Annotated in this window: 13 protein-coding genes and 5 tRNA genes; 10 read left to right on the forward strand and 8 right to left on the reverse strand. The window is 70.5% G+C overall.

What is annotated here, in order from left to right; all coding sequences use genetic code 11:
• The first annotated feature begins 129 nt into the window (after positions 1–129).
• Positions 130–1,656 (forward strand): amidophosphoribosyltransferase, encoded by a 1,527-nt coding sequence (purF, locus tag ACFVWY_RS26325; protein ID WP_389876801.1) that lies wholly within the window; start codon positions 130–132, stop codon positions 1,654–1,656.
• 60 nt (positions 1,657–1,716) lie between these two features.
• Complete coding sequence (gene purM / locus ACFVWY_RS26330) at positions 1,717–2,790, forward strand: phosphoribosylformylglycinamidine cyclo-ligase (RefSeq protein WP_389876803.1); 1,074 nt, start codon at positions 1,717–1,719, stop codon at positions 2,788–2,790.
• Between the two features lie 183 nt (positions 2,791–2,973).
• Here the strand turns inward: purM and ACFVWY_RS26335 are convergent, their stop codons facing one another.
• A complete protein-coding gene (locus ACFVWY_RS26335) occupies positions 2,974–3,228 on the reverse strand; it encodes a DUF3073 domain-containing protein (RefSeq protein ID WP_148837076.1) in 255 nt (84 codons plus the stop codon).
• A 336-nt stretch (positions 3,229–3,564) separates the two neighbouring features.
• Positions 3,565–4,656: a Leu/Phe/Val dehydrogenase gene (locus ACFVWY_RS26340; RefSeq protein ID WP_389876805.1), complete on the reverse strand. Its 1,092-nt coding sequence runs from the start codon at positions 4,654–4,656 to the stop codon at positions 3,565–3,567.
• Between the two features lie 175 nt (positions 4,657–4,831).
• On the opposite strand from ACFVWY_RS26340, the gene ACFVWY_RS26345 reads away from it, so the two are divergent.
• Both ACFVWY_RS26345 and bldC read left to right on the forward strand, forming a co-directional pair.
• Positions 4,832–5,674 carry a hypothetical protein gene (locus tag ACFVWY_RS26345; RefSeq protein WP_389876807.1) on the forward strand — a complete coding sequence of 281 codons (843 nt, stop codon included), beginning with the start codon at positions 4,832–4,834 and terminating at the stop codon, positions 5,672–5,674.
• Positions 5,675–6,289: 615 nt separating this feature from the next.
• Entirely contained in the window at positions 6,290–6,496 is a 207-nt protein-coding gene (gene bldC / locus ACFVWY_RS26350; RefSeq protein WP_003949541.1) for a developmental transcriptional regulator BldC, read from the forward strand.
• Between the two features lie 957 nt (positions 6,497–7,453).
• Here bldC and ACFVWY_RS26355 read toward each other — a convergent pair.
• Together ACFVWY_RS26355 and hrpA are read right to left on the reverse strand one after the other, a co-directional pair.
• Positions 7,454–7,528: transfer RNA gene (locus tag ACFVWY_RS26355), tRNA-Asp, on the reverse strand.
• A 138-nt stretch (positions 7,529–7,666) separates the two neighbouring features.
• On the reverse strand, positions 7,667–11,626 hold the full coding sequence (gene hrpA, locus ACFVWY_RS26360; protein ID WP_389876809.1) for an ATP-dependent RNA helicase HrpA: 3,960 nt from the start codon (positions 11,624–11,626) through the stop codon (positions 7,667–7,669).
• A gap of 156 nt (positions 11,627–11,782) precedes the next feature.
• Between hrpA and ACFVWY_RS26365 the strand changes: the two genes are divergently transcribed.
• The 3 genes from ACFVWY_RS26365 to ACFVWY_RS26375 all read left to right on the forward strand — a co-directional run bounded on the left by ACFVWY_RS26365 (position 11,783) and on the right by ACFVWY_RS26375 (position 14,023).
• Entirely contained in the window at positions 11,783–12,274 is a 492-nt protein-coding gene (locus tag ACFVWY_RS26365; RefSeq protein WP_389876811.1) for a hypothetical protein, read from the forward strand.
• Positions 12,275–12,338: 64 nt separating this feature from the next.
• A complete protein-coding gene (locus tag ACFVWY_RS26370; RefSeq protein WP_389876813.1) occupies positions 12,339–13,175 on the forward strand; it encodes a DsbA family protein in 837 nt (278 codons plus the stop codon).
• Positions 13,172–14,023 carry a cytochrome c biogenesis CcdA family protein gene (locus ACFVWY_RS26375; RefSeq protein WP_389876815.1) on the forward strand — a complete coding sequence of 284 codons (852 nt, stop codon included), beginning with the start codon at positions 13,172–13,174 and terminating at the stop codon, positions 14,021–14,023. The genes ACFVWY_RS26370 and ACFVWY_RS26375 overlap by 4 nt, the downstream gene beginning before the upstream one ends.
• 38 nt (positions 14,024–14,061) lie before the next feature.
• Here the strand turns inward: ACFVWY_RS26375 and ACFVWY_RS26380 are convergent.
• The 4 genes from ACFVWY_RS26380 to ACFVWY_RS26395 form a co-directional block, all read right to left on the reverse strand.
• Positions 14,062–14,138, reverse strand: a tRNA-Phe gene (locus tag ACFVWY_RS26380).
• Between the two features lie 23 nt (positions 14,139–14,161).
• Positions 14,162–14,236 (reverse strand) — tRNA-Asp (locus ACFVWY_RS26385).
• A gap of 39 nt (positions 14,237–14,275) precedes the next feature.
• A tRNA-Glu gene (locus ACFVWY_RS26390) sits at positions 14,276–14,348 on the reverse strand.
• 202 nt (positions 14,349–14,550) lie between these two features.
• Positions 14,551–14,901 (reverse strand): metallopeptidase family protein, encoded by a 351-nt coding sequence (locus ACFVWY_RS26395; protein WP_389876816.1) that lies wholly within the window; start codon positions 14,899–14,901, stop codon positions 14,551–14,553.
• Between the two features lie 265 nt (positions 14,902–15,166).
• Between ACFVWY_RS26395 and ACFVWY_RS26400 the strand changes: the two genes are divergently transcribed.
• The 3 genes from ACFVWY_RS26400 to ACFVWY_RS26410 all read left to right on the forward strand — a co-directional run bounded on the left by ACFVWY_RS26400 (position 15,167) and on the right by ACFVWY_RS26410 (position 18,127).
• Positions 15,167–15,766, forward strand: a complete 600-nt coding sequence (locus ACFVWY_RS26400) for a hypothetical protein (protein ID WP_389876818.1) — start codon at positions 15,167–15,169, stop codon at positions 15,764–15,766.
• Between the two features lie 209 nt (positions 15,767–15,975).
• Positions 15,976–17,937 (forward strand): DEAD/DEAH box helicase, encoded by a 1,962-nt coding sequence (locus ACFVWY_RS26405; protein WP_389876819.1) that lies wholly within the window; start codon positions 15,976–15,978, stop codon positions 17,935–17,937.
• 117 nt (positions 17,938–18,054) lie between these two features.
• Positions 18,055–18,127, forward strand: a tRNA-Lys gene (locus ACFVWY_RS26410).
• Positions 18,128–18,408 lie beyond the last annotated feature (281 nt).

Consider the following 18,408-nt stretch of genomic DNA (forward strand, 5'->3'; position numbering starts at 1 on the left):
AGCGGCCGGCCATCACGCACCGTAACCGTTCGGAAGGGTCCGCGGATCGCCGCCGGGAGCGCTTCCACGGTGGTCCGGCCCACTGTCCCGAATTCGGACCAGTGGTCGATCTCGCCTACACTCAGTGGTGTGCCTCGTGGTGATGGACGACTCAACCACGACCTGCTCCCCGGAGAAAAGGGCCCCCAGGACGCCTGCGGCGTCTTCGGTGTCTGGGCTCCGGGCGAAGAGGTCGCCAAGCTCACCTATTTCGGACTGTATGCCCTGCAGCACCGTGGACAGGAGTCCGCGGGCATCGCAGTGAGCAACGGGTCGCAGATCCTGGTCTTCAAGGACATGGGACTGGTCTCGCAAGTCTTCGACGAAACGTCTCTGGGATCGCTCCAGGGCCATATCGCGGTCGGTCATGCCCGCTACTCCACCACCGGTGCCTCGGTGTGGGAGAACGCGCAGCCGACGTTCCGTGCCACCGCGCACGGCTCGATCGCCCTGGGTCACAACGGCAATCTGGTCAATACCGCCCAGCTCGCCGAGATGGTCGCCGAGCTTCCCCGCAGGGACGGCCGCGCCACCCAGGTCGCCGCGACGAACGACACCGACCTGGTGACCGCGCTGCTCGCCGGCCAGACCGGAGAGGACGGCGAGCCGCTCACCATCGAGCAGGCCGCCACCAAGGTGCTCCCCGAGGTGCGGGGCGCCTTCTCCCTCGTCTTCATGGACGAGCACACCCTCTACGCCGCCCGTGACCCGCAGGGCATCCGCCCGCTGGTCCTCGGCCGGCTGGAGCGCGGCTGGGTGGTGGCCTCGGAGTCCGCCGCCCTCGACATCTGCGGTGCCAGCTTCGTCCGCGAGATCGAGCCGGGCGAGCTCGTCGCCATCGACGAGAACGGCCTGCGCACCTCGCGGTTCGCGGAAGCGAAGCCCAAGGGCTGCGTCTTCGAATACGTCTACCTGGCGCGTCCCGACACCGACATCGCCGGGCGCAACGTCTACCTCTCCCGGGTGGAGATGGGCCGCAGGCTCGCCGCCGAGGCCCCGGTCGAGGCGGATCTGGTGATAGCGACGCCGGAGTCCGGCACCCCCGCCGCCATCGGTTACGCGGAGGCCAGCGGCATCCCGTTCGGCGCAGGACTGGTGAAGAACGCCTACGTCGGCCGCACCTTCATCCAGCCGTCCCAGACCATCCGGCAGCTGGGCATCCGCCTCAAGCTCAACCCGCTCCGCGAGGTCATCAAGGGCAAGCGCCTGGTGGTCGTCGACGACTCGATCGTCCGCGGCAACACCCAGCGCGCACTGGTCCGGATGCTCCGCGAGGCCGGGGCAGCCGAGATCCACATCCGCATCTCCTCCCCGCCGGTCAAGTGGCCCTGCTTCTTCGGGATCGACTTCGCGACCCGCGCCGAGCTGATCGCCAACGGCATGTCGGTCGACGAGATCGGTACGTCGATGGGCGCCGACTCGCTCGCGTACATCTCGCTCGACGCCATGGTCGAGGCGACGACGATCGCCAAGCCGGACCTCTGCCGCGCCTGCTTCGACGGCGAGTACCCCATGGAGCTCCCCGACCCGGAGCTGCTCGGCAAGCAGCTGCTGGAGACCGAGCTGGCGGCAGGCCCGGCGGCGACCGCCGCGTCGGACGCGCTGCGCCGCCCGTGACGGTTCCGCCGTACACCCCCGGCCACCAGCCCCGTATCTCCACACGAAAGATCCCAGGCCATGTCTGAGACAACAGGTGCTTCCTACGCGGCAGCGGGCGTCGACATCGAGGCCGGCGACCGCGCCGTCGAGCTCATGAAGGAGTGGGTGAAGAAGACGCAGCGCCCCGAGGTCGCGGGCCTCGGTGGCCTCGGCGGCTTCGCCGGTCTCTTCGACGCCTCGGCGCTCAAGCGCTACGAGCGTCCGCTGCTCGCCTCCGCCACCGACGGCGTCGGGACGAAGGTCGACCTCGCCCGCAAGATGGGCGTGTACGACACCATCGGCCACGACCTCGTGGGCATGGTCGTCGACGACCTGGTCGTCTGCGGCGCCGAGCCGCTCTTCATGACCGACTACATCTGCGTCGGCAAGGTGCACCCCGAGCGTGTCGCGTCGATCGTCAAGGGCATCGCCGAGGGCTGTGTCCTCGCGGGCTGCTCCCTGGTCGGCGGCGAGACGGCCGAGCACCCCGGCCTCCTCGGCCCGGACGACTTCGACGTCGCCGGTGCCGGTACGGGCGTGGTCGAGGCCGATCGCCTGCTGGGCCCGGACCGTATCCGTAAGGGTGACGTGGTGATCGCCATGGCGTCCTCGGGACTTCACTCCAACGGGTACTCGCTGGTCCGGCACGTGGTCTTCGACCGGGCCGGCTGGTCGCTGGACCGGCAGGTCGAGGAGTTCGGCCGCACCCTCGGCGAGGAGCTGCTGGAGCCCACCCGGATCTACTCGCTGGACTGCCTGGCGCTCACCCGCACCACCGAGGTCCACGGCTTCAGCCACGTCACCGGCGGCGGCCTGGCCAACAACCTGGCCCGGGTCATCCCGGACGGCCTGCACGCCCGGGTCGACCGCTCCACCTGGACGCCCGGCGCGGTCTTCGACCTGGTCGGCCGGACCGGACAGGTCGAGCAGCTGGAGCTGGAGAAGACGCTGAACATGGGCGTCGGCATGATCGCGATCGTCCCCGCCGAGTCCGTGGACGCGGCCCTGACGACGCTGGCCGACCGTGGGGTCGACTCCTGGGTCGCGGGCGAGATCGTCGAGCGCGGGGAGCACACCTCGGGCGCCGAGCTCGTCGGCGGATACGCACGATAGGAACGGCCGGGAACACCGGGGGCGCCCCCGAGATGCCCGCCACTCCCCCGACCGCCGTACGGCCGACAGGCCCGGCGGCGGGGGACACGGCGGAGACGCTCGCGCCCTCACCCGTAACGGACCGGAGCAGCACAGAACCCGGTCCGGGACAGGCCCGGACCGGGTTGATGTGTCAGCGCGAGGTCAAGCGCCGCGGCGCTGTGACGACGGACCGGACTTGTCGTCCTCGTCCTCGTCCTCGTCGTCGTTGTACAGATCCGCGTACTGTGCGTACGGGTCATCCTCCTCGTCGTCCTCGAACGGCTCTGCGTTCGGTGGCTGACTCGAAGGCGATGCGCCCAGCTCATTGGCCAGACGCGACAGGTCAGTCCCGCCGGTGCTGTACTTCAGCTGGCGGGCGACCTTGGTCTGCTTGGCCTTTGCCCGGCCGCGCCCCATGGCTCGACCCCCTCGGTGACGGGGCTCGACGGCCCCAGAGTCTTGACACGCGTTCATGTTTCAGGACGGACTCTCGACTGAGAGACCGTGCCCGTAGGGCTTCAACGGTACCTGCTTCCGCGGCCATACGGTACGTCGCCCGCATCACGCGCCCCGGAAGCAGACCGGCGAGGAGCCCCGTCCTCGCTGGTCAACTGCGATTTTAACCTCTTCTTGGCATACGACCCGCCGACCGGCGTGAGTCTTCTCTCGCCGGCCGGCGGGCCGGTGGACCACAGGCGCCACGAAATGCGCCGTGGGAGGTGCCGAGGACGCGCGGTGACGCGCCCGGCACCGTCAGCGTCGGCGGGCGTCAGCCATCCGCTGTTCGGCGATCCGGTCGGCTGCGGCAGCCGGCGGGATACCGTCCTCCTTCGCACGTGCGAATATCGCCAGCGTGGTGTCGAAGATCTTCGACGCCTTGGCGCGGCACCGGTCGAAGTCGAAGCCGTGCAGCTCGTCGGCGACCTGGATGACCCCGCCCGCGTTCACCACGTAGTCGGGCGCGTACAGGATCGCCCGGTCGGCGAGGTCCTTCTCCACGCCGGGGTGCGCCAGCTGGTTGTTGGCCGCGCCGCACACCACCTTGGCGGTGAGCACCCGGACGCTCTCGTCGTTCAGCGCGCCGCCGAGCGCGCAGGGGGCGTAGATGTCGAGGCCCTCGGTACGGATCAGCGCGTCGGTGTCCGCGACGACGGCGACCTCGGGGTGCCGCTCGGTGATCCGGCGTACGGATTCCTCCCGGACGTCCGTGATCACGACCTCGGCACCGTCCGAGAGCAGGTGCTCCACCAGGTGGTGGCCGACCTTGCCGACCCCGGCGACCCCCACTTTTCGGCCACGCAGCGTCGGGTCGCCCCAGAGATGCTGGGCGGCGGCCCGCATGCCCTGGAAGACGCCGAAGGAGGTGAGCACCGAGGAGTCACCGGCGCCGCCGTTCTCGGGGGAACGACCCGTGGTCCAGCGGCACTCGCGGGCGACCACGTCCATGTCGGTGACGTAGGTGCCGACATCGCAGGCCGTCACGTATCGCCCCTCGAGCGAGGCCACGAACCGGCCGTAGGCCAGCAGCAGCTCCTCCGACTTGATCCGCTCGGGGTCGCCGATGATGACGGCCTTGCCGCCACCGTGGTCGAGCCCGGCCATGGCGTTCTTGTATGACATGCCGCGCGCGAGGTTCAGCGCGTCGGCGACGGCCTCCGCCTCGGAGGCGTACGGGTAGAAACGGGTGCCGCCGAGGGCAGGGCCCAGGGCGGTGGAGTGGAGGGCGATGACGGCCTTGAGGCCGCTGGCCCGGTCCTGGCAGAGCACGACTTGTTCGTGGCCCCCCTGGTCCGAACGGAACAGGGTGTGCAGTACATCGACAGGCGCGCCGGTCACATCGGTCACTGTGGTGACTCCCAATTAAGAAGCGGCGACGACCCTCCTGAAGGTGGGGAGGGCCGCGGTCGGACCGGCCGGGCCAGTCCGACTGGGCAAGAGGGTATGTCCTGAGGGGACGAAGATCCGCCGTGATGCCCGGGATGACCCCCCGGCGGAGTACGGGCGTGACACGATCTGCTGCATGTCGGTGGTGTCTTCGGTGGTCGTCCCTTACGCGTCTTATCTCCGGGTGTACGAGCCGCTGGCCGCCTTCCCGGAGTCCGAACGCGCCCACTGGGCCCGGTACGCCGGGCAGTCCCGAAGGCCCACGGCCCAGGACGAACTGCGCCGCTCGCTGGCCGGTTTGGCAGCCACCCCGCCAGCCGCCGTACCGGCGCACGAGAGCGGGGACGCGTTCGTCGCCGAGGTCGACGGAGTGGTGTGCGTCTGCCCGTGGCGGACCCGGCTGCGCGGCTGGCTGGCGCTGGAGGAACTGGCGGAGCTGCTGCCGGGCCCGGTGCTCGACGCGATGCTGCCGCCGGTGGTGCGCGGGCAGGCGGGGGCGGACCACGAGCGGTGGGCGGAGCGGAACCCGGACGCCAGGCCGTGGATCCGCACCTCGCTCTGGCAGGTACCGGTGCGCTGGTTCGTGCTCTTCTCCGACGAGGAGCGCGAACACGCGGCGGGCGAGGACGGAGGGGCGCCGGTGCTGCGGTACCGGACACCGATGGTGCAGGCCCGCCGCCGGCTGGCCCGCGGGCTGAAGACGCTGCGGGACTCGATGGCGGAGGGCCCGCTGACCGAGGGGCTCGTCGACGTGGGGCGCTGGCTGGAGGAGTTCCATCCGCGGGCCCTGGTCGAGCTGGACTACGGCGGGCTGGTGCACGCGCTCCCGGCCGAGCAGCTCACCGCGGACCGGTCGGCGGCCGATGTGGCGGAGGGCCTCGCGGCACTGCGGGACGGTGACGCCGAGGCGGCGGGCGAGGCGTACGGGCGGCTGGCGGAGCGCTGGCGGGCGGTCAGGGACCGTCAGTTCGCGAACTGACGGCCCGACAGGCGGCCTGGCGGACGGGGCGGCAGGCGGGGGCGACGGACGCGACGACGGGGCCGCGAGCGGGGCATCCTCCGCGCCCGCCGACGCGTTCACCGCGGCCCGCTGACTATTCGCTGTGATCTGTGGGGCTGGAGAGGCAGAATCACACTTCTACGGTCGCGGGACCTACGTCCCGAACCGGGCCTTTGGCTCATAAGCGTGACGGACGGCACTAACTGGGCTCTTGCGCCCTTCCCCACTCCTCATGCCAAAATAGGACAAGGAGCCCGGGGTGGGTTCTCTCCGTCCAACTAAGGGCGGAATGCTCCGCATTGTGCGCTATGGGGGGTCTGGTGGCTCCTGATCACTCTGTGACTGATCGTCACTGAGGAGTAACTGTCCGCTATGGCATGGTCCATCGGCTTCCGTCGCTGATGAACACCTGGGAGGGCAATTCCATCGGTTTGGCCGACGTGGCTGGACGGATGGTGTAGTTGTAGTGCCGAGGACAAGCCGTTCGTCCTATAACCGACTCGGCCCGCGTCCGCCATTTCGGGCAACGCGGGTCAAGGTGCAGAATTTAGAGGAAAGAACCGAGATGGTTCGGTTCTCCCGAGGAGGCCGCTCATGACCGCTCGCACCCCTGATGCCGAGCCGCTGCTGACCCCGGCTGAGGTTGCCACGATGTTCCGCGTGGACCCGAAGACGGTGACCCGTTGGGCCAAAGCCGGCAAGCTCACGTCCATCCGCACGCTCGGTGGACACCGCCGGTACCGCGAGGCAGAGGTCCGCGCACTGCTTGCGGGTATTCCGCAGCAGCGCAGCGAGGCCTGACACACCCCTGCCACGCCGCTCCATCCGGGCCTGCCGAGTCCCCCAACTCGTAAGGGTCCACCCCATAGCTCCACATGACGGGCGCCCGCCCCAACGGGCGCCATACCTATGCAATACGGGTGCGTCATGCGATCGCGCTGGACTCCGCCGAGTCCAGCGCGATCTTTTTGTGCCCGCGCGCGGGACGCCCCACCGGGCGGCCGGAGGGCCGCCCGGGCCGGCGCGGCCGACGGAAGCCCGCACGGAGCCGCACAGGGCCTCACAGAGGCATACGGGCCGCCACAGGAAACCGTGCGTCCGGTTTCTGATCGGAGCGGGTGCGGGCTTGAGCGAGTCTGTTCGGGACTGTTTCAGCTCGGCCGATGAGACCAGACGGGGCGATCAGGAACGGTCTCCCGGCACCCCCGCTCCAGCGGTGCAATTGCACATATTAAATTCGTCAGTTGTAGGGCAGGTGTAAAGTCACCCCTCCGCAAAACTCCTTTGGTGACTCCCGTCACACTGCCCGAGCCTTGCCAAGTACGAGCCTGCCACCGCGAAGGCGCGGAACGGCCTGCCATTGGTCACCCACCCCCGGGACTTTCGTCCCTGGCTCGCGGAAGGCCCCACGGCGGCCCTGTGGGCGCGTTCAGCCGCCCGGGGCGGAATCCGGCGCGGCGGACCGCCCGTTGGCCCCAGAACGAGGCGCAGGGGCCAACGGGCGGAGGAGCGGACGAGCGGACGAGTGGACGCGTGGACGATCACGAGGGCCGAAAGCAGGAAACCAGGAGCCGGGAGCCGGGAGCCGTGCACGAAACGGCCGACGGCAGGGCGACGGGCCACGGACACACCGGGCACGGGTGCACAGGTCGCGCGGGAGCACGGGGCAGAACCCTCGGCCCGCGCACTACGGACCACCGACAGCGAGGCAGAACGCACGAAAGCCCGGATCCAGGAGGATCCGGGCTTTCGTTACTGCGGTCCTGACGGGATTTGAACCCGCGGCCTCCACCTTGACAGGGTGGCGAGCACTCCAAACTGCTCCACAGGACCAGGCTTTTCGCTTTCGGCCTTGCGGCTGGCTGCGAAGACAGACTGTACAGCAGGTCAGAGGCCCAGGTCGAACTCACTCAAGGTGGCGGCCCGATCACGCCCGAAACGGCCCGAAACAGCCCGCCCGGTCGGTCCTTGTCACGGTGCCGCCGCGTCGATCGCCTTCACGATCCGCTTGTCGGAGACCGGGTACGCGGTCCCCAGGGCGTGGGCGAAGTAGCTGACCCGCAGCTCCTCGATCATCCAGCGGATCTCCAGGACCTCCTGCGGCACGGGCCTGCCCTGCGGCAGCTGTTCGAGCAGCCAGGCGTACTCGTCCTGCATCTCGTGGACCTTCTCCATGCGCGTGGTGTCGCGCTGGGCGGCCGTCGGCATCTGCTGGAGCCTCCGGTCCACGGCGACCAGATAGCGCATCAGGTCGGGCAGCCTGCGCAGCCCGGTCTTCGTGACGAAGCCGGGCGGCATCAGGGCGGCGAGCTGCTCACGGGCGTCGGTGACGTTGTTGACCAGGACCAGGCTGCTGGTCGCCTTCAGGCGCCGTTCGCAGGACTGCCAGGCGGCCAGCACCTGCTGGACCTGCTTCACCGTGTGCTCGGTCAGCGCGACGAGATCGGTGCGCACCTTGTCGTACAGCTTCCGGTACGACTCCTCGTCCCAGGCCGGGCCGCCGTGGACACCGATCAGCCGGTCGGCCGCGGCCGTCGCGCAGTCCTCGAAGAGTGCCTGGACGGAGCCGTGCGGATTGCGGGACAGGGCCAGCTTCTGCTGGTTCGTCAGCTGGTCGGAGACGAACTTCGCCGGGTTCACCGGCACGTTCAGCATGATCAGCTTCCGGGTGCCCAGCCACATCGCCTGCTGCTGCTCGGCCTCGGTGTCGAAGAGCCGTACGGAGACGGTCGCGCCCTGGTCGACCAGGGCCGGGTACGCCTTCACCGGCTGTCCGGCCCGGCGGGTCTCGAAGATCTTGTTCAGCGTGCCGATCGTCCAGTCCGTGAGGCCCGAGCGCTCGATCGACTCGCCCGAGGGGCCCGCGGTGGCCGCGGCGGCCTGGGAGAGCGCCTGACGGGCCTTCGGGCGCAGGGTGAGCTTCAGCGCCTCCAGGTCCTTGTCCTCGGCGACCTTGCGGCGCCGCTCGTCGACGATCCGGAACGTGATCTTCAGGTGGTCCGGTACGCGGTCCAGGTCGAAGTCGTCGGCCGCGACCGGGACGCCGACCATCCGCTGAAGCTCACGGGCCAGCGTGACCGTCAGCGGCTCCTGGAGCGGTACAGCCCGGTCGAGGAACTTGTCGGCGTAGTTCGGCGCGGGGACGTAGTGACGGCGGATCGGCTTGGGCAGCGAGCGGATCAGCTCCGTGACCACGTCCTCCCGCAGGCCCGGGATCTGCCAGTCGAAGCCCTCGGAGGTGACCTGGTTGAGCACCTGGAGCGGGATGTGGACGGTCACCCCGTCGGCGTCCGCACCCGGCTCGAACTGGTACGTCACCTTGAACTTGAGCTTTCCCTGGCGCCAGGAGTCCGGGTAGTCGTCCTTGGTGACGGCACCGGCCTTCTCGTTGATGAGCATCGAGCGCTCGAAGTCCAGCGCGTCCGGCTCGTCCCGGCGCTTGTGCTTCCACCAGGAGTCGAAGTGCGCCCCGGAGACCACGTGCTCGGGGATGCGCTGGTCGTAGAAGTCGAAGAGCGTCTCGTCGTCGACGAGGATGTCGCGGCGCCGGGCGCGGTGCTCCAGCTCCTCGACCTCGCCGAGGAGTTTGCGGTTGTCGTGGAAGAACTGGTGGTGGGTCCGCCAGTCCCCCTCGACCAGGGCGTTGCGGATGAACAGATCGCGGGAGGTCTCGGCGTCGATACGGCCAAAATTGATCTTGCGCTGGGCAATGATCGGCACTCCGTAGAGCGTGACCCGCTCGTACGCCATCACCGCCGCCTGGTCCTTCTCCCAGTGCGGCTCGCTGTAGGTGCGCTTGAGCAGGTGCTGGGCCAGCGGCTCGATCCACTCCGGCTCGACCCTGGCGTTGACCCGGGCCCACAGCCGGGACGTCTCGACCAGCTCGGCCGACATCACGAAGCGCGGCTGCTTCTTGAAGAGCGCCGAGCCGGGGAAGACCGCGAACTTGGCGCTGCGCGCGCCCAGGTACTCGTTCTTCTCCGTGTCCTTCAGCCCGATGTGCGAGAGCAGCCCGGCCAGCAGCGAGACGTGCACCGCCTGCTCCGGCGCGTCGTCCTCGTTCAGCCCGATCCCCATCTGCTTGGCGACCGTGCGCAGCTGGGAGTAGATGTCCTGCCATTCGCGGATGCGCAGGAAGTTCAGATACTCCTGCTTGCACATCCGGCGGAAGCTGGAGGAGCCGCGTTCCTTCTGCTGCTCACGGATGTACCGCCACAGGTTGAGGAACGCCAGGAAGTCGGAGGTCTCGTCCTTGAAGCGGGCGTGCTGCTGGTCGGCCTGCGTCTGCTTCTCGGCGGGCCGCTCGCGCGGGTCCTGGATGGAGAGCGCCGACGCGATGACCATGACCTCGCGGACACAGCCGTTGCGGTCGGCCTCGATGACCATGCGGGCCAGGCGCGGGTCGACGGGCAGCTGCGAGAGCTTCCGGCCGAGCGGGGTGAGCCGCTGCCCCTTCCTTCCCTCTCCCTTGCCCTCCTCGGGGACCTTCTCGGGGACCTTCTCGCCCTGCTCCAGCGCGCCGAGCTCCTGGAGGAGCTGGATGCCGTCACGGATGTTGCGGTGGTCCGGCGGGTCGATGAAGGGGAACCTCTCGATGTCGCCGAGACCGGCCGCGGTCATCTGGAGGATGACGGAGGCGAGGTTGGTACGGAGGATCTCCGGGTCGGTGTATTCCGGCCGGGTCAGGAAGTCGTCCTCGGAGTACAGCCGGACGCAGATGCCGTCCGACGTACGGCCGCAGCGTCCCTTGCGCTGGTTGGCGCTGGCCTGCGAGATCCGCTCGATCGGCAGTCGCTGGACCTTGGTGCGGTGGCTGTAGCGGGAGATACGGGCGCTGCCCGGGTCGATCACGTACTTGATGCCGGGGACGGTCAGCGAGGTCTCGGCGACGTTGGTCGCGAGCACGATCCGCCGCCCGGTGTGGCGCTGGAACACCCGGTGCTGCTCGGCGTGCGAGAGCCGGGCGTACAGCGGGAGCACCTCGGTGTGCCGGAGGTTCCGCTTGTTCAGCGCGTCAGCGGTGTCACGGATCTCGCGCTCGCCGGAGAGGAAGACCAGGATGTCGCCGGGCCCCTCGGACTGGAGCTCGTCGACGGCGTCGCAGATCGCGGTGATCTGGTCCCGGTCGGCGTCGTCCCCGTCCTCCTCCAGAAGCGGGCGGTAGCGCACCTCGACCGGATACGTACGCCCACTGACCTCGACGATCGGGGCGTCGCCGAAGTGGCGGGCGAAGCGCTCGGGGTCGATCGTCGCGGAGGTGATGACGACCTTCAGGTCCGGGCGCTTGGGCAGCAGCCGGGCCAGATAGCCGAGCAGGAAGTCGATGTTCAGCGACCGCTCGTGCGCCTCGTCGATGATGATCGTGTCGTAGGCGCGCAGCTCGCGGTCGGTCTGGATCTCCGCGAGGAGGATGCCGTCCGTCATCAGCTTCACGAACGTCGCGTCGGGGTTCACCTGGTCGGTGAAGCGGACCTTCCAGCCGACCGCCTCGCCCAGCGGCGTCTTCAGCTCGTCCGCAACGCGCTCGGCGACCGTACGGGCCGCGATCCGGCGCGGCTGGGTGTGCCCGATCATGCCCCGGACACCGCGCCCCAGCTCCATGCAGATCTTCGGGATCTGCGTGGTCTTGCCGGAGCCGGTCTCCCCGGCGACGATCACGACCTGGTGGTCGCGTATCGCCTCAAGGATCTCGTCCTTCTTCTGGCTGACCGGAAGCTGTTCCGGGTACGACACGGCGGGCACGCGGGCGGCGCGCAGCGAGAGCCGCTCGGCCGCCTTGCCGGTCTCGGCGGCGATCTCGTCCAGCACCGCCTGCCGGGCCTCGGGCTTGCGGATGCGGCGCGCCCCTTCGAGACGGCGGCCGAGCCGGTGCGCGTCGCGGAGCGAGATCTCTCCGAGCCGGTTCTGGAGATCAGCGAAGGAAGTAGACATACGGAGCCCAGGATCTCACCCGGGCACAAGGATCGGCGAACGCATTTCGTGCGGTGCGGGTCACCTCCCGGGCACCCCTCGGAGCGGCTGGATCACAGCACGTACCATTTCGGGCAGCTCACCAGCCGTTGCCCCCGTCCGGAAAGGCCGGTCGCCGTGTCCCGTACGCAGTGGTACTGCCTGACGGCGGTGCTCGCGGTCGTACTGGGGCTGTTCTGCGGACCGGGAAGGACTGACGCGGACGGCACCGCCGCACCTGTCGCACACGCCACACCTGTCGCACACGCCACACCTGTCGCACCTGCCACCCTCGTGGCACCCGTGGCACCTGCGGCGATGATCGCGGCGACGGCGGGCGCGGACACGGCGGTGGTCGCGGGCGCGGACGCGGACGCGGACGCACCGGTGGTCGCGACGGACTCCGACCGGCGTCCGCTCCCGGGCTGCGGCCGCACCAGGAAGCACGACGACGCCCCCGCCCTCCCGGGCCGGTCCCGTTCCGCGTACGACCAGGCGCCCGGCCTCACCGGATGGGGGCTGCCCGCCACCACCGGGGAAGCGCCGGTCCACCCGCCCGCCCGGCTGCGGCAGGGCGCGCCCGTGGCCGCCGCGCCCACGCCCGTCGAGCTCTCCGTGCTGAGGGTGTAGGCCGCCCCGCCCCACCCTCCCCCTCTTTCCTTCCTTCCTGACACTCACCAGCACGGAGTCACGCATGCCCACGTCCCCGTCCGCACGCCGGTCCTCGTCCCGCAAGCCGGTGCTCTACGGCACCGGGGTCATCCTCGCCGCCGCCCTGCTCGGCTTCGTCTCGTACCGGGCCACCGCCCCCGACGAGACGCGTTCCGGCTCCTCCTCGGTCGCCGACGTCAGCGCCGAGCCGGACGCCGGTGTCTATCCGGAGCTGGAGAAGCTCGCCCGCCGCGACGCCGGTGACAAGCTCGCGCAGGGCCGCGCCGACGCGCCCGTGGTCCTGATCGAGTACGCCGACTTCAAGTGCGGCTACTGCGGAAAGTTCGCCCGCGACACCGAGCCCGCCCTGGTGAAGAAGTACGTCGACAACGGCACCCTGCGCATCGAGTGGCGCAACTTCCCGATCTTCGGCGCCGAGTCCGAGGCCGCTGCCCGCGCCGCCTGGGCCGCCGGACAGCAGGGCCGCTTCTGGCAGTTCCACGCCGCCGCGTACGCCGAGGGGGCCAAGGAGAAGGGCTTCGGCAAGGACCGGCTGAAGGCGCTCGCCCGGGAGGCCGGGGTCGCGGACCTCGGCCGCTTCGTCCGGGACGCGGACAGCTCCGCCGCTTCCGCCGCTGTGGCGAAGGACCAGGAGCAGGGGTACGGAATCGGCGCGACCTCCACCCCGTCGTTCCTGGTCAACGGCCGCCCGATCGCCGGGGCCCAGCCCATGGAGACCTTCACCCAGGCCATCGACGCAGCCGCCAAGACTGCCCGCTCGCGACAGGACGCGAAGGGCACGGAGAAGGTCACGGAGAAGGACACCGGGAAGGGCGCCGGGAAGAACCCCGCGGACAAGGCCACGGACGGCCCGAAGTGACCGCGGACATCGGCTACTTCGCGGCCTTCCTCGGCGGGCTGCTCGCCCTGGTCAGCCCGTGCAGCGCCCTGCTGCTGCCCGCCTTCTTCGCCTACTCCGTCGACTCCACCTCGCGCCTGCTGGCCCGCACCGGCATCTTCTACGCCGGGCTGGCCACCACCCTGGTCCCGCTCGGCGCGGCGGGCTCGTTCGCCGGGCGGCTCTTCTACCAGCACCGGGACGCGCTCGTCCTCGGCGCCGGCTGGCTGATCATCGCGCTCGGCATCGCCCAGATCATCGGCCTGGGCTTCGCCTCGCGCCGGATCGCCGCCCTCAGCGGCCGCATCCGCCCCACCACCGCCGTATCGGTCTACGCCCTGGGCGCGGTCTACGGTCTGGCCGGCTTCTGCGCGGGCCCGATCCTCGGCAGCGTCCTCACCGTGGCGGCGGTCAGCGGCAGCCCGGTCTACGGCGGGCTGCTGCTCGCCGTCTACGCCCTGGGCATGGCGGTGCCGCTCTTCGTGCTCGCGCTGCTCTGGGAACGCTTCGACCTGGGGCGCCGGGCCTGGCTGCGCGGCCGGGCCTTCCGGCTCGGCCGCTTCGAGCTGCACACCACGAGCCTGCTGTCCGGCCTCTTCTTCATCGCCCTCGGCGTGCTGTTCCTCGTGTACGACGGGACGACCGCGCTGCCCGGACTGCTGAACGTGGACGACTCGTTCGCCGTCGAGCAGTGGGCCCAGCGCGTCGGCGAGCAGGTGCCGGACGCCATCACCCTGGTGGCCGTGGTCGCAGTGGTGCTGGTGATTCTCGCGGTACGGGCGTGGCGCGGCCGGGCGGGCACGAACGCGGCGGACCGGGAGGAGATCTGACACGGCGAAGGCCCCGTCCATCGGACGGGGCCTTCGGGTGGTGGCTGGGGCCGGGATCGAACCGGCGACCTATCGCTTTTCAGGCGATCGCTCGTACCAACTGAGCTACCCAGCCACGCAGCTCACCAGGAGCTGCAGCGGTCCTGACGGGATTTGAACCCGCGGCCTCCACCTTGACAGGGTGGCGAGCACTCCAAACTGCTCCACAGGACCAAGCTAGTGTGCGAGACAAGTCTCGCACACGGTAAAGCGTGCCCCCAACGGGATTCGAACCCGTGCTACCGCCTTGAAAGGGCGGCGTCCTGGGCCACTAGACGATGAGGGCTAAGGGCCCACCTGCGCACCTTCCGGTGCGTCGGGGACGTGAGAAGCATATGGGATGGCGGCGGCTATCGCCAAAACGGTTTACGGCGTGCACGCGGAGGCGACGCGGGCGTTGCCCGGAAGGCGGTGCGGGCGCCGTCGCGGAGGCAGTGCGGACGGCGTCACGGCAGCGGCTCCGCCGCGCCCTCCCGGCCGGTCCGGGATCAGCCCCAGCCCAGTTCGTGGAGGCGCTCGTCGTCGATGCCGAAGTGGTGGGCGATCTCGTGGACCACGGTCACTGCGACCTCGTGGACCACTTCGTCCGGTGTCTCGCACATGCGCAGCGTCGGGTTCTTGTAGATCGAGATGCGGTCCGGGAGGACCCCGGCGTACCACTCGCCCCGTTCCGTGAGCGGAGTCCCTTCATAGAGCCCCAGGAGCTCGGGGTCGTCCGCCGGTGGCTCGTCCTCCACGAAGACCGCCACGTTGTCCATGATCCGCGTCAGTTCGGGCGGGATCGTGTCCAGGGCGTCGGCCACCAGCTCTTCGAAGGCTTCTCGCGTCATCTCCAGCACAGGGCCATTCTCCGCGAGCGGCGCCGATTCCGGGCGGGTCGGGGAACGCCGGTCGCGAGGGGCCGCTTCCGGGGTGTCCTCCATGCGGGTCGGGGCGGGGTGGGGCGTGTCCCCGGCGGGGTGGTGGGAGTTGGGCACGGCGCCCCTTTCTCTCCCTTCCGCGCAGCTCCTCTCATCCCCTCTCCCCCTACATCCCCTCACCCCCTCCCCTTCCCCGCTTCCGCGCCGCTTCCCGTCCCTTCCCCGTACCCCGGAGGTGCTTCCCGTGCGCCCATTGCCCGTACCCGCACGCTGGGCGGCCGTCGTCGCCGTGACGGTCGCCGCGTCCACCGGCTGCATGAGCATCGGCGAGGGCTCCGCCAGGCCCTCCCCCTCACCGTCGCCGTCACCGTCGCCCGGACATGGCGGGAGCGCCGCGCGGCCGGACGGCGGCACGGTGGCGGGCACCGGGCGGGTCCGGGCCGTGGGCGGGGCGGAGGCACATGCGGAGCGGGAGGCCGCGCGCTCTCCGGAGCCGGGCGCGTCCGCCGGTTCCCCGGCCGCGCCCGGGGGCGCGGGGGCGGGCGGCGGGACCGGCGCGGGGGCGGGTGGCGGTACGGAGCCGCCCCGGGGCGCACCGGCGCCGGGGCCCGCGCCCGCGGGGGCGGGTGGCGGGGCGCCTCAGCCTCAGAAGCCCGAGCCCCCGGAGTCGTCCGGGCCGGAAGTGCCCGAGCCGCCGGTCTCCCCCGAGCCGGAGGAGCCGGGAACCCCGCCGGCGCCGTCCGTCTCGCCCGCGGCGTGGCTCCACGGCGAGGTGCTGAGGTACGAGCGGGGACCGGCGCCGCTGCGGACGCCCGCGGCTTCGCCCCAGGTGGAGCCGGTGTAGCGCGGGTCACGGGACGGCCGGTTTGCGCGATGTGGGGAGGAGTGCGTATGGTAGTAGATCGTTTGATCCCATTGCCCGGCGCCGAAACAGAAGCGCGCCGTGTGGCGCGTACTCTCCCTTGCCGTGGCTGGACCGCATTGAGGCGGTCGAAATTGCGAATCACGGAGTTACGGGCGCGTGCCGAGACTCCGGAAGGTTTCGCATTTCGCATGTCAATTTCCAGTTCTGACCGTTCCGTCCTGCCCGAGAACGTCGAAGACGTCGAGCAGGTCGAGCAGACCGTCATCACCGAAGAAGCCAAGAACGCCGACACCGCCGAGCGCGTCGAGCAGACCGAGCGCGTCGAGCAGGCCGAGAGCGACAACGACTCGGATGACAGCTCGGACGCTCCGGCCGAGCCGACCATCGGCTTCGCCGACCTGGGCCTGCCCGAGGGCATCGTCCGCAAGCTCGCGCAGAACGGCGTGACGGCGCCGTTCCCGATCCAGGCCGCGACCATCCCGGACGCCCTGGCCGGCAAGGACATCCTGGGCCGCGGCCGTACCGGCTCCGGCAAGACGCTCTCCTTCGGTCTGCCGACCCTGGCCGCGCTGGCCGACGGGCACACCGAGAAGAAGAAGCCCCGCGCCGTCATCCTCACCCCGACCCGTGAGCTCGCGATGCAGGTCGCGGACGCGCTCCAGCCGTACGGCGACGTGCTCGGCCTGAAGATGAAGGTCGTCTGCGGCGGTACGTCGATGGGCAACCAGATCTACGCGCTGGAGCGCGGTGTCGACGTCCTCGTCGCCACCCCGGGCCGACTGCGCGACATCATCAACCGGGGCGCCTGCTCCCTGGAGAACGTCCAGGTCGCCGTCCTCGACGAGGCCGACCAGATGTCCGACCTGGGCTTCCTGCCCGAGGTCACCGAGCTGCTCGACCAGATCCCGGCCGGCGGTCAGCGCATGCTCTTCTCCGCCACGATGGAGAACGAGATCGGCACGCTGGTCAAGCGCTACCTGAACAACCCGGTGAGCCACGAGGTCGACAGCGCCCAGGGCAACGTCACGACCATGACGCACCACGTCCTCGTCGTGAAGCCGAAGGACAAGGCGCCGGTCACCTCCGCCATCGCCGCCCGCAAGGGCCGCACCATCATCTTCGTCCGCACCCAGCTGGGCGCCGACCGCATCGCCGAGCAGCTCGTCGAGGCGGGCGTCAAGGCGGACGCGCTGCACGGCGGCATGACGCAGGGCGCCCGTACCCGGGTGCTCGCCGACTTCAAGGACGGTTACGTCAACGCGCTCGTCGCGACCGACGTCGCCGCCCGCGGTATCCACGTCGACGGCATCGACCTGGTGCTGAACGTGGACCCGGCCGGTGACCACAAGGACTACCTGCACCGCTCGGGCCGTACCGCCCGCGCCGGTAAGTCCGGTGTCGTGGTCTCGCTGGCGCTGCCGCACCAGCGCCGTCAGATCTTCCGCCTGATGGAGGACGCGGGCGTCGACGCCTCGCGTCACATCGTGGGCGGCGCGGGTGCCTTCGACCCGGAGGTCGCCGAGATCACCGGTGCCCGTTCGCTGACCGAGGTCCAGGCCGACTCCGCCGCCAACGCGGCCCGTCAGGCCGAGCGCGAGGCCGCCGAGCTGACCCGTCAGCTGGAGCGCGTCCAGCGCCGCGCCGGTGAGCTGCGCGAGGAGGCCGACCGCCTGGTGGCCCGCGCCGCGCGCGAGCGGGGCGAGGACCCCGAGGCCGCGGTGGCCGAGGCCGCCGCCGAGGCGGAGGCCGCGATCGAGGCCGCCGCTTCCGTACCGGAGCAGCCCGCTGCCCGTGACGACCGCCGGGACGACCGGGGCAACTTCGAGCGCCGGGACAACCGGGGCGGCGACCGCGGCGGCTACCGTCGTGACGACCGCCGGGACGACCGTGGTGGCCGTTCCTTCGAGCGCCGCGACGACCGCCCCTCCTTCAACCGCGACCGCCGCGACGACCGCCCCTCCGGCGGCTTCCGCTCCGGCGGCGGCGACCGCCCGTTCAACCGTGACCGCCGCGACGAGCGCCCCTCCACCGGCGGCTACCGCTCCGGCGGCGGCGACCGCCCGACCGGCCGTCGTGACGACCACCGTGGCTCCAGCAGCGGCTCGTTCGGCCGTCGCGACGACAAGCCCCGCTGGAAGCGCAACGGCTGACAGCTGAGCCCCGGGACCTGCTGAAGGTCCGCGGATTTTCGCCCTGCCGGGGCTTGGTGGCCGATACCCGATCGGCCACCGGGCCCCGGCGGGCTATGCTCAGGGGTGATCCGCCAAGGGCCGTTAGCTCAATTGGCAGAGCAGCGGACTTTTAATCCGTTGGTTGTGGGTTCGAGTCCCACACGGCCTACCGTCCAGCCCCCGGTCCGAAGTATTCGGACCGGGGGCTGTTCCCGTCCCCGGCGGCTTCGCGCACCACCTCTCCCCGGGCGCGCCCGCTCGGCACCGGTCAGCGTCTACGTGACCACGGTGATCACCACGACGAGCGCGGCACTGATCAGCGACGGGGATACCGCGAACGCCTTGCCGGACGCCGCGACGCACCCGGAACCGGGTTTTCCCCCACGAGACCGGGCGGGAGGTCGCCGCACGGCTCGGGCCGCTCAGGCCGTTGCGGGAGGCGGCCCGTGC

Origin of the sequence: Streptomyces sp. NPDC058195, from assembly GCF_042883525.1 — a bacterium.
GTDB lineage: Bacteria > Actinomycetota > Actinomycetes > Streptomycetales > Streptomycetaceae > Streptomyces.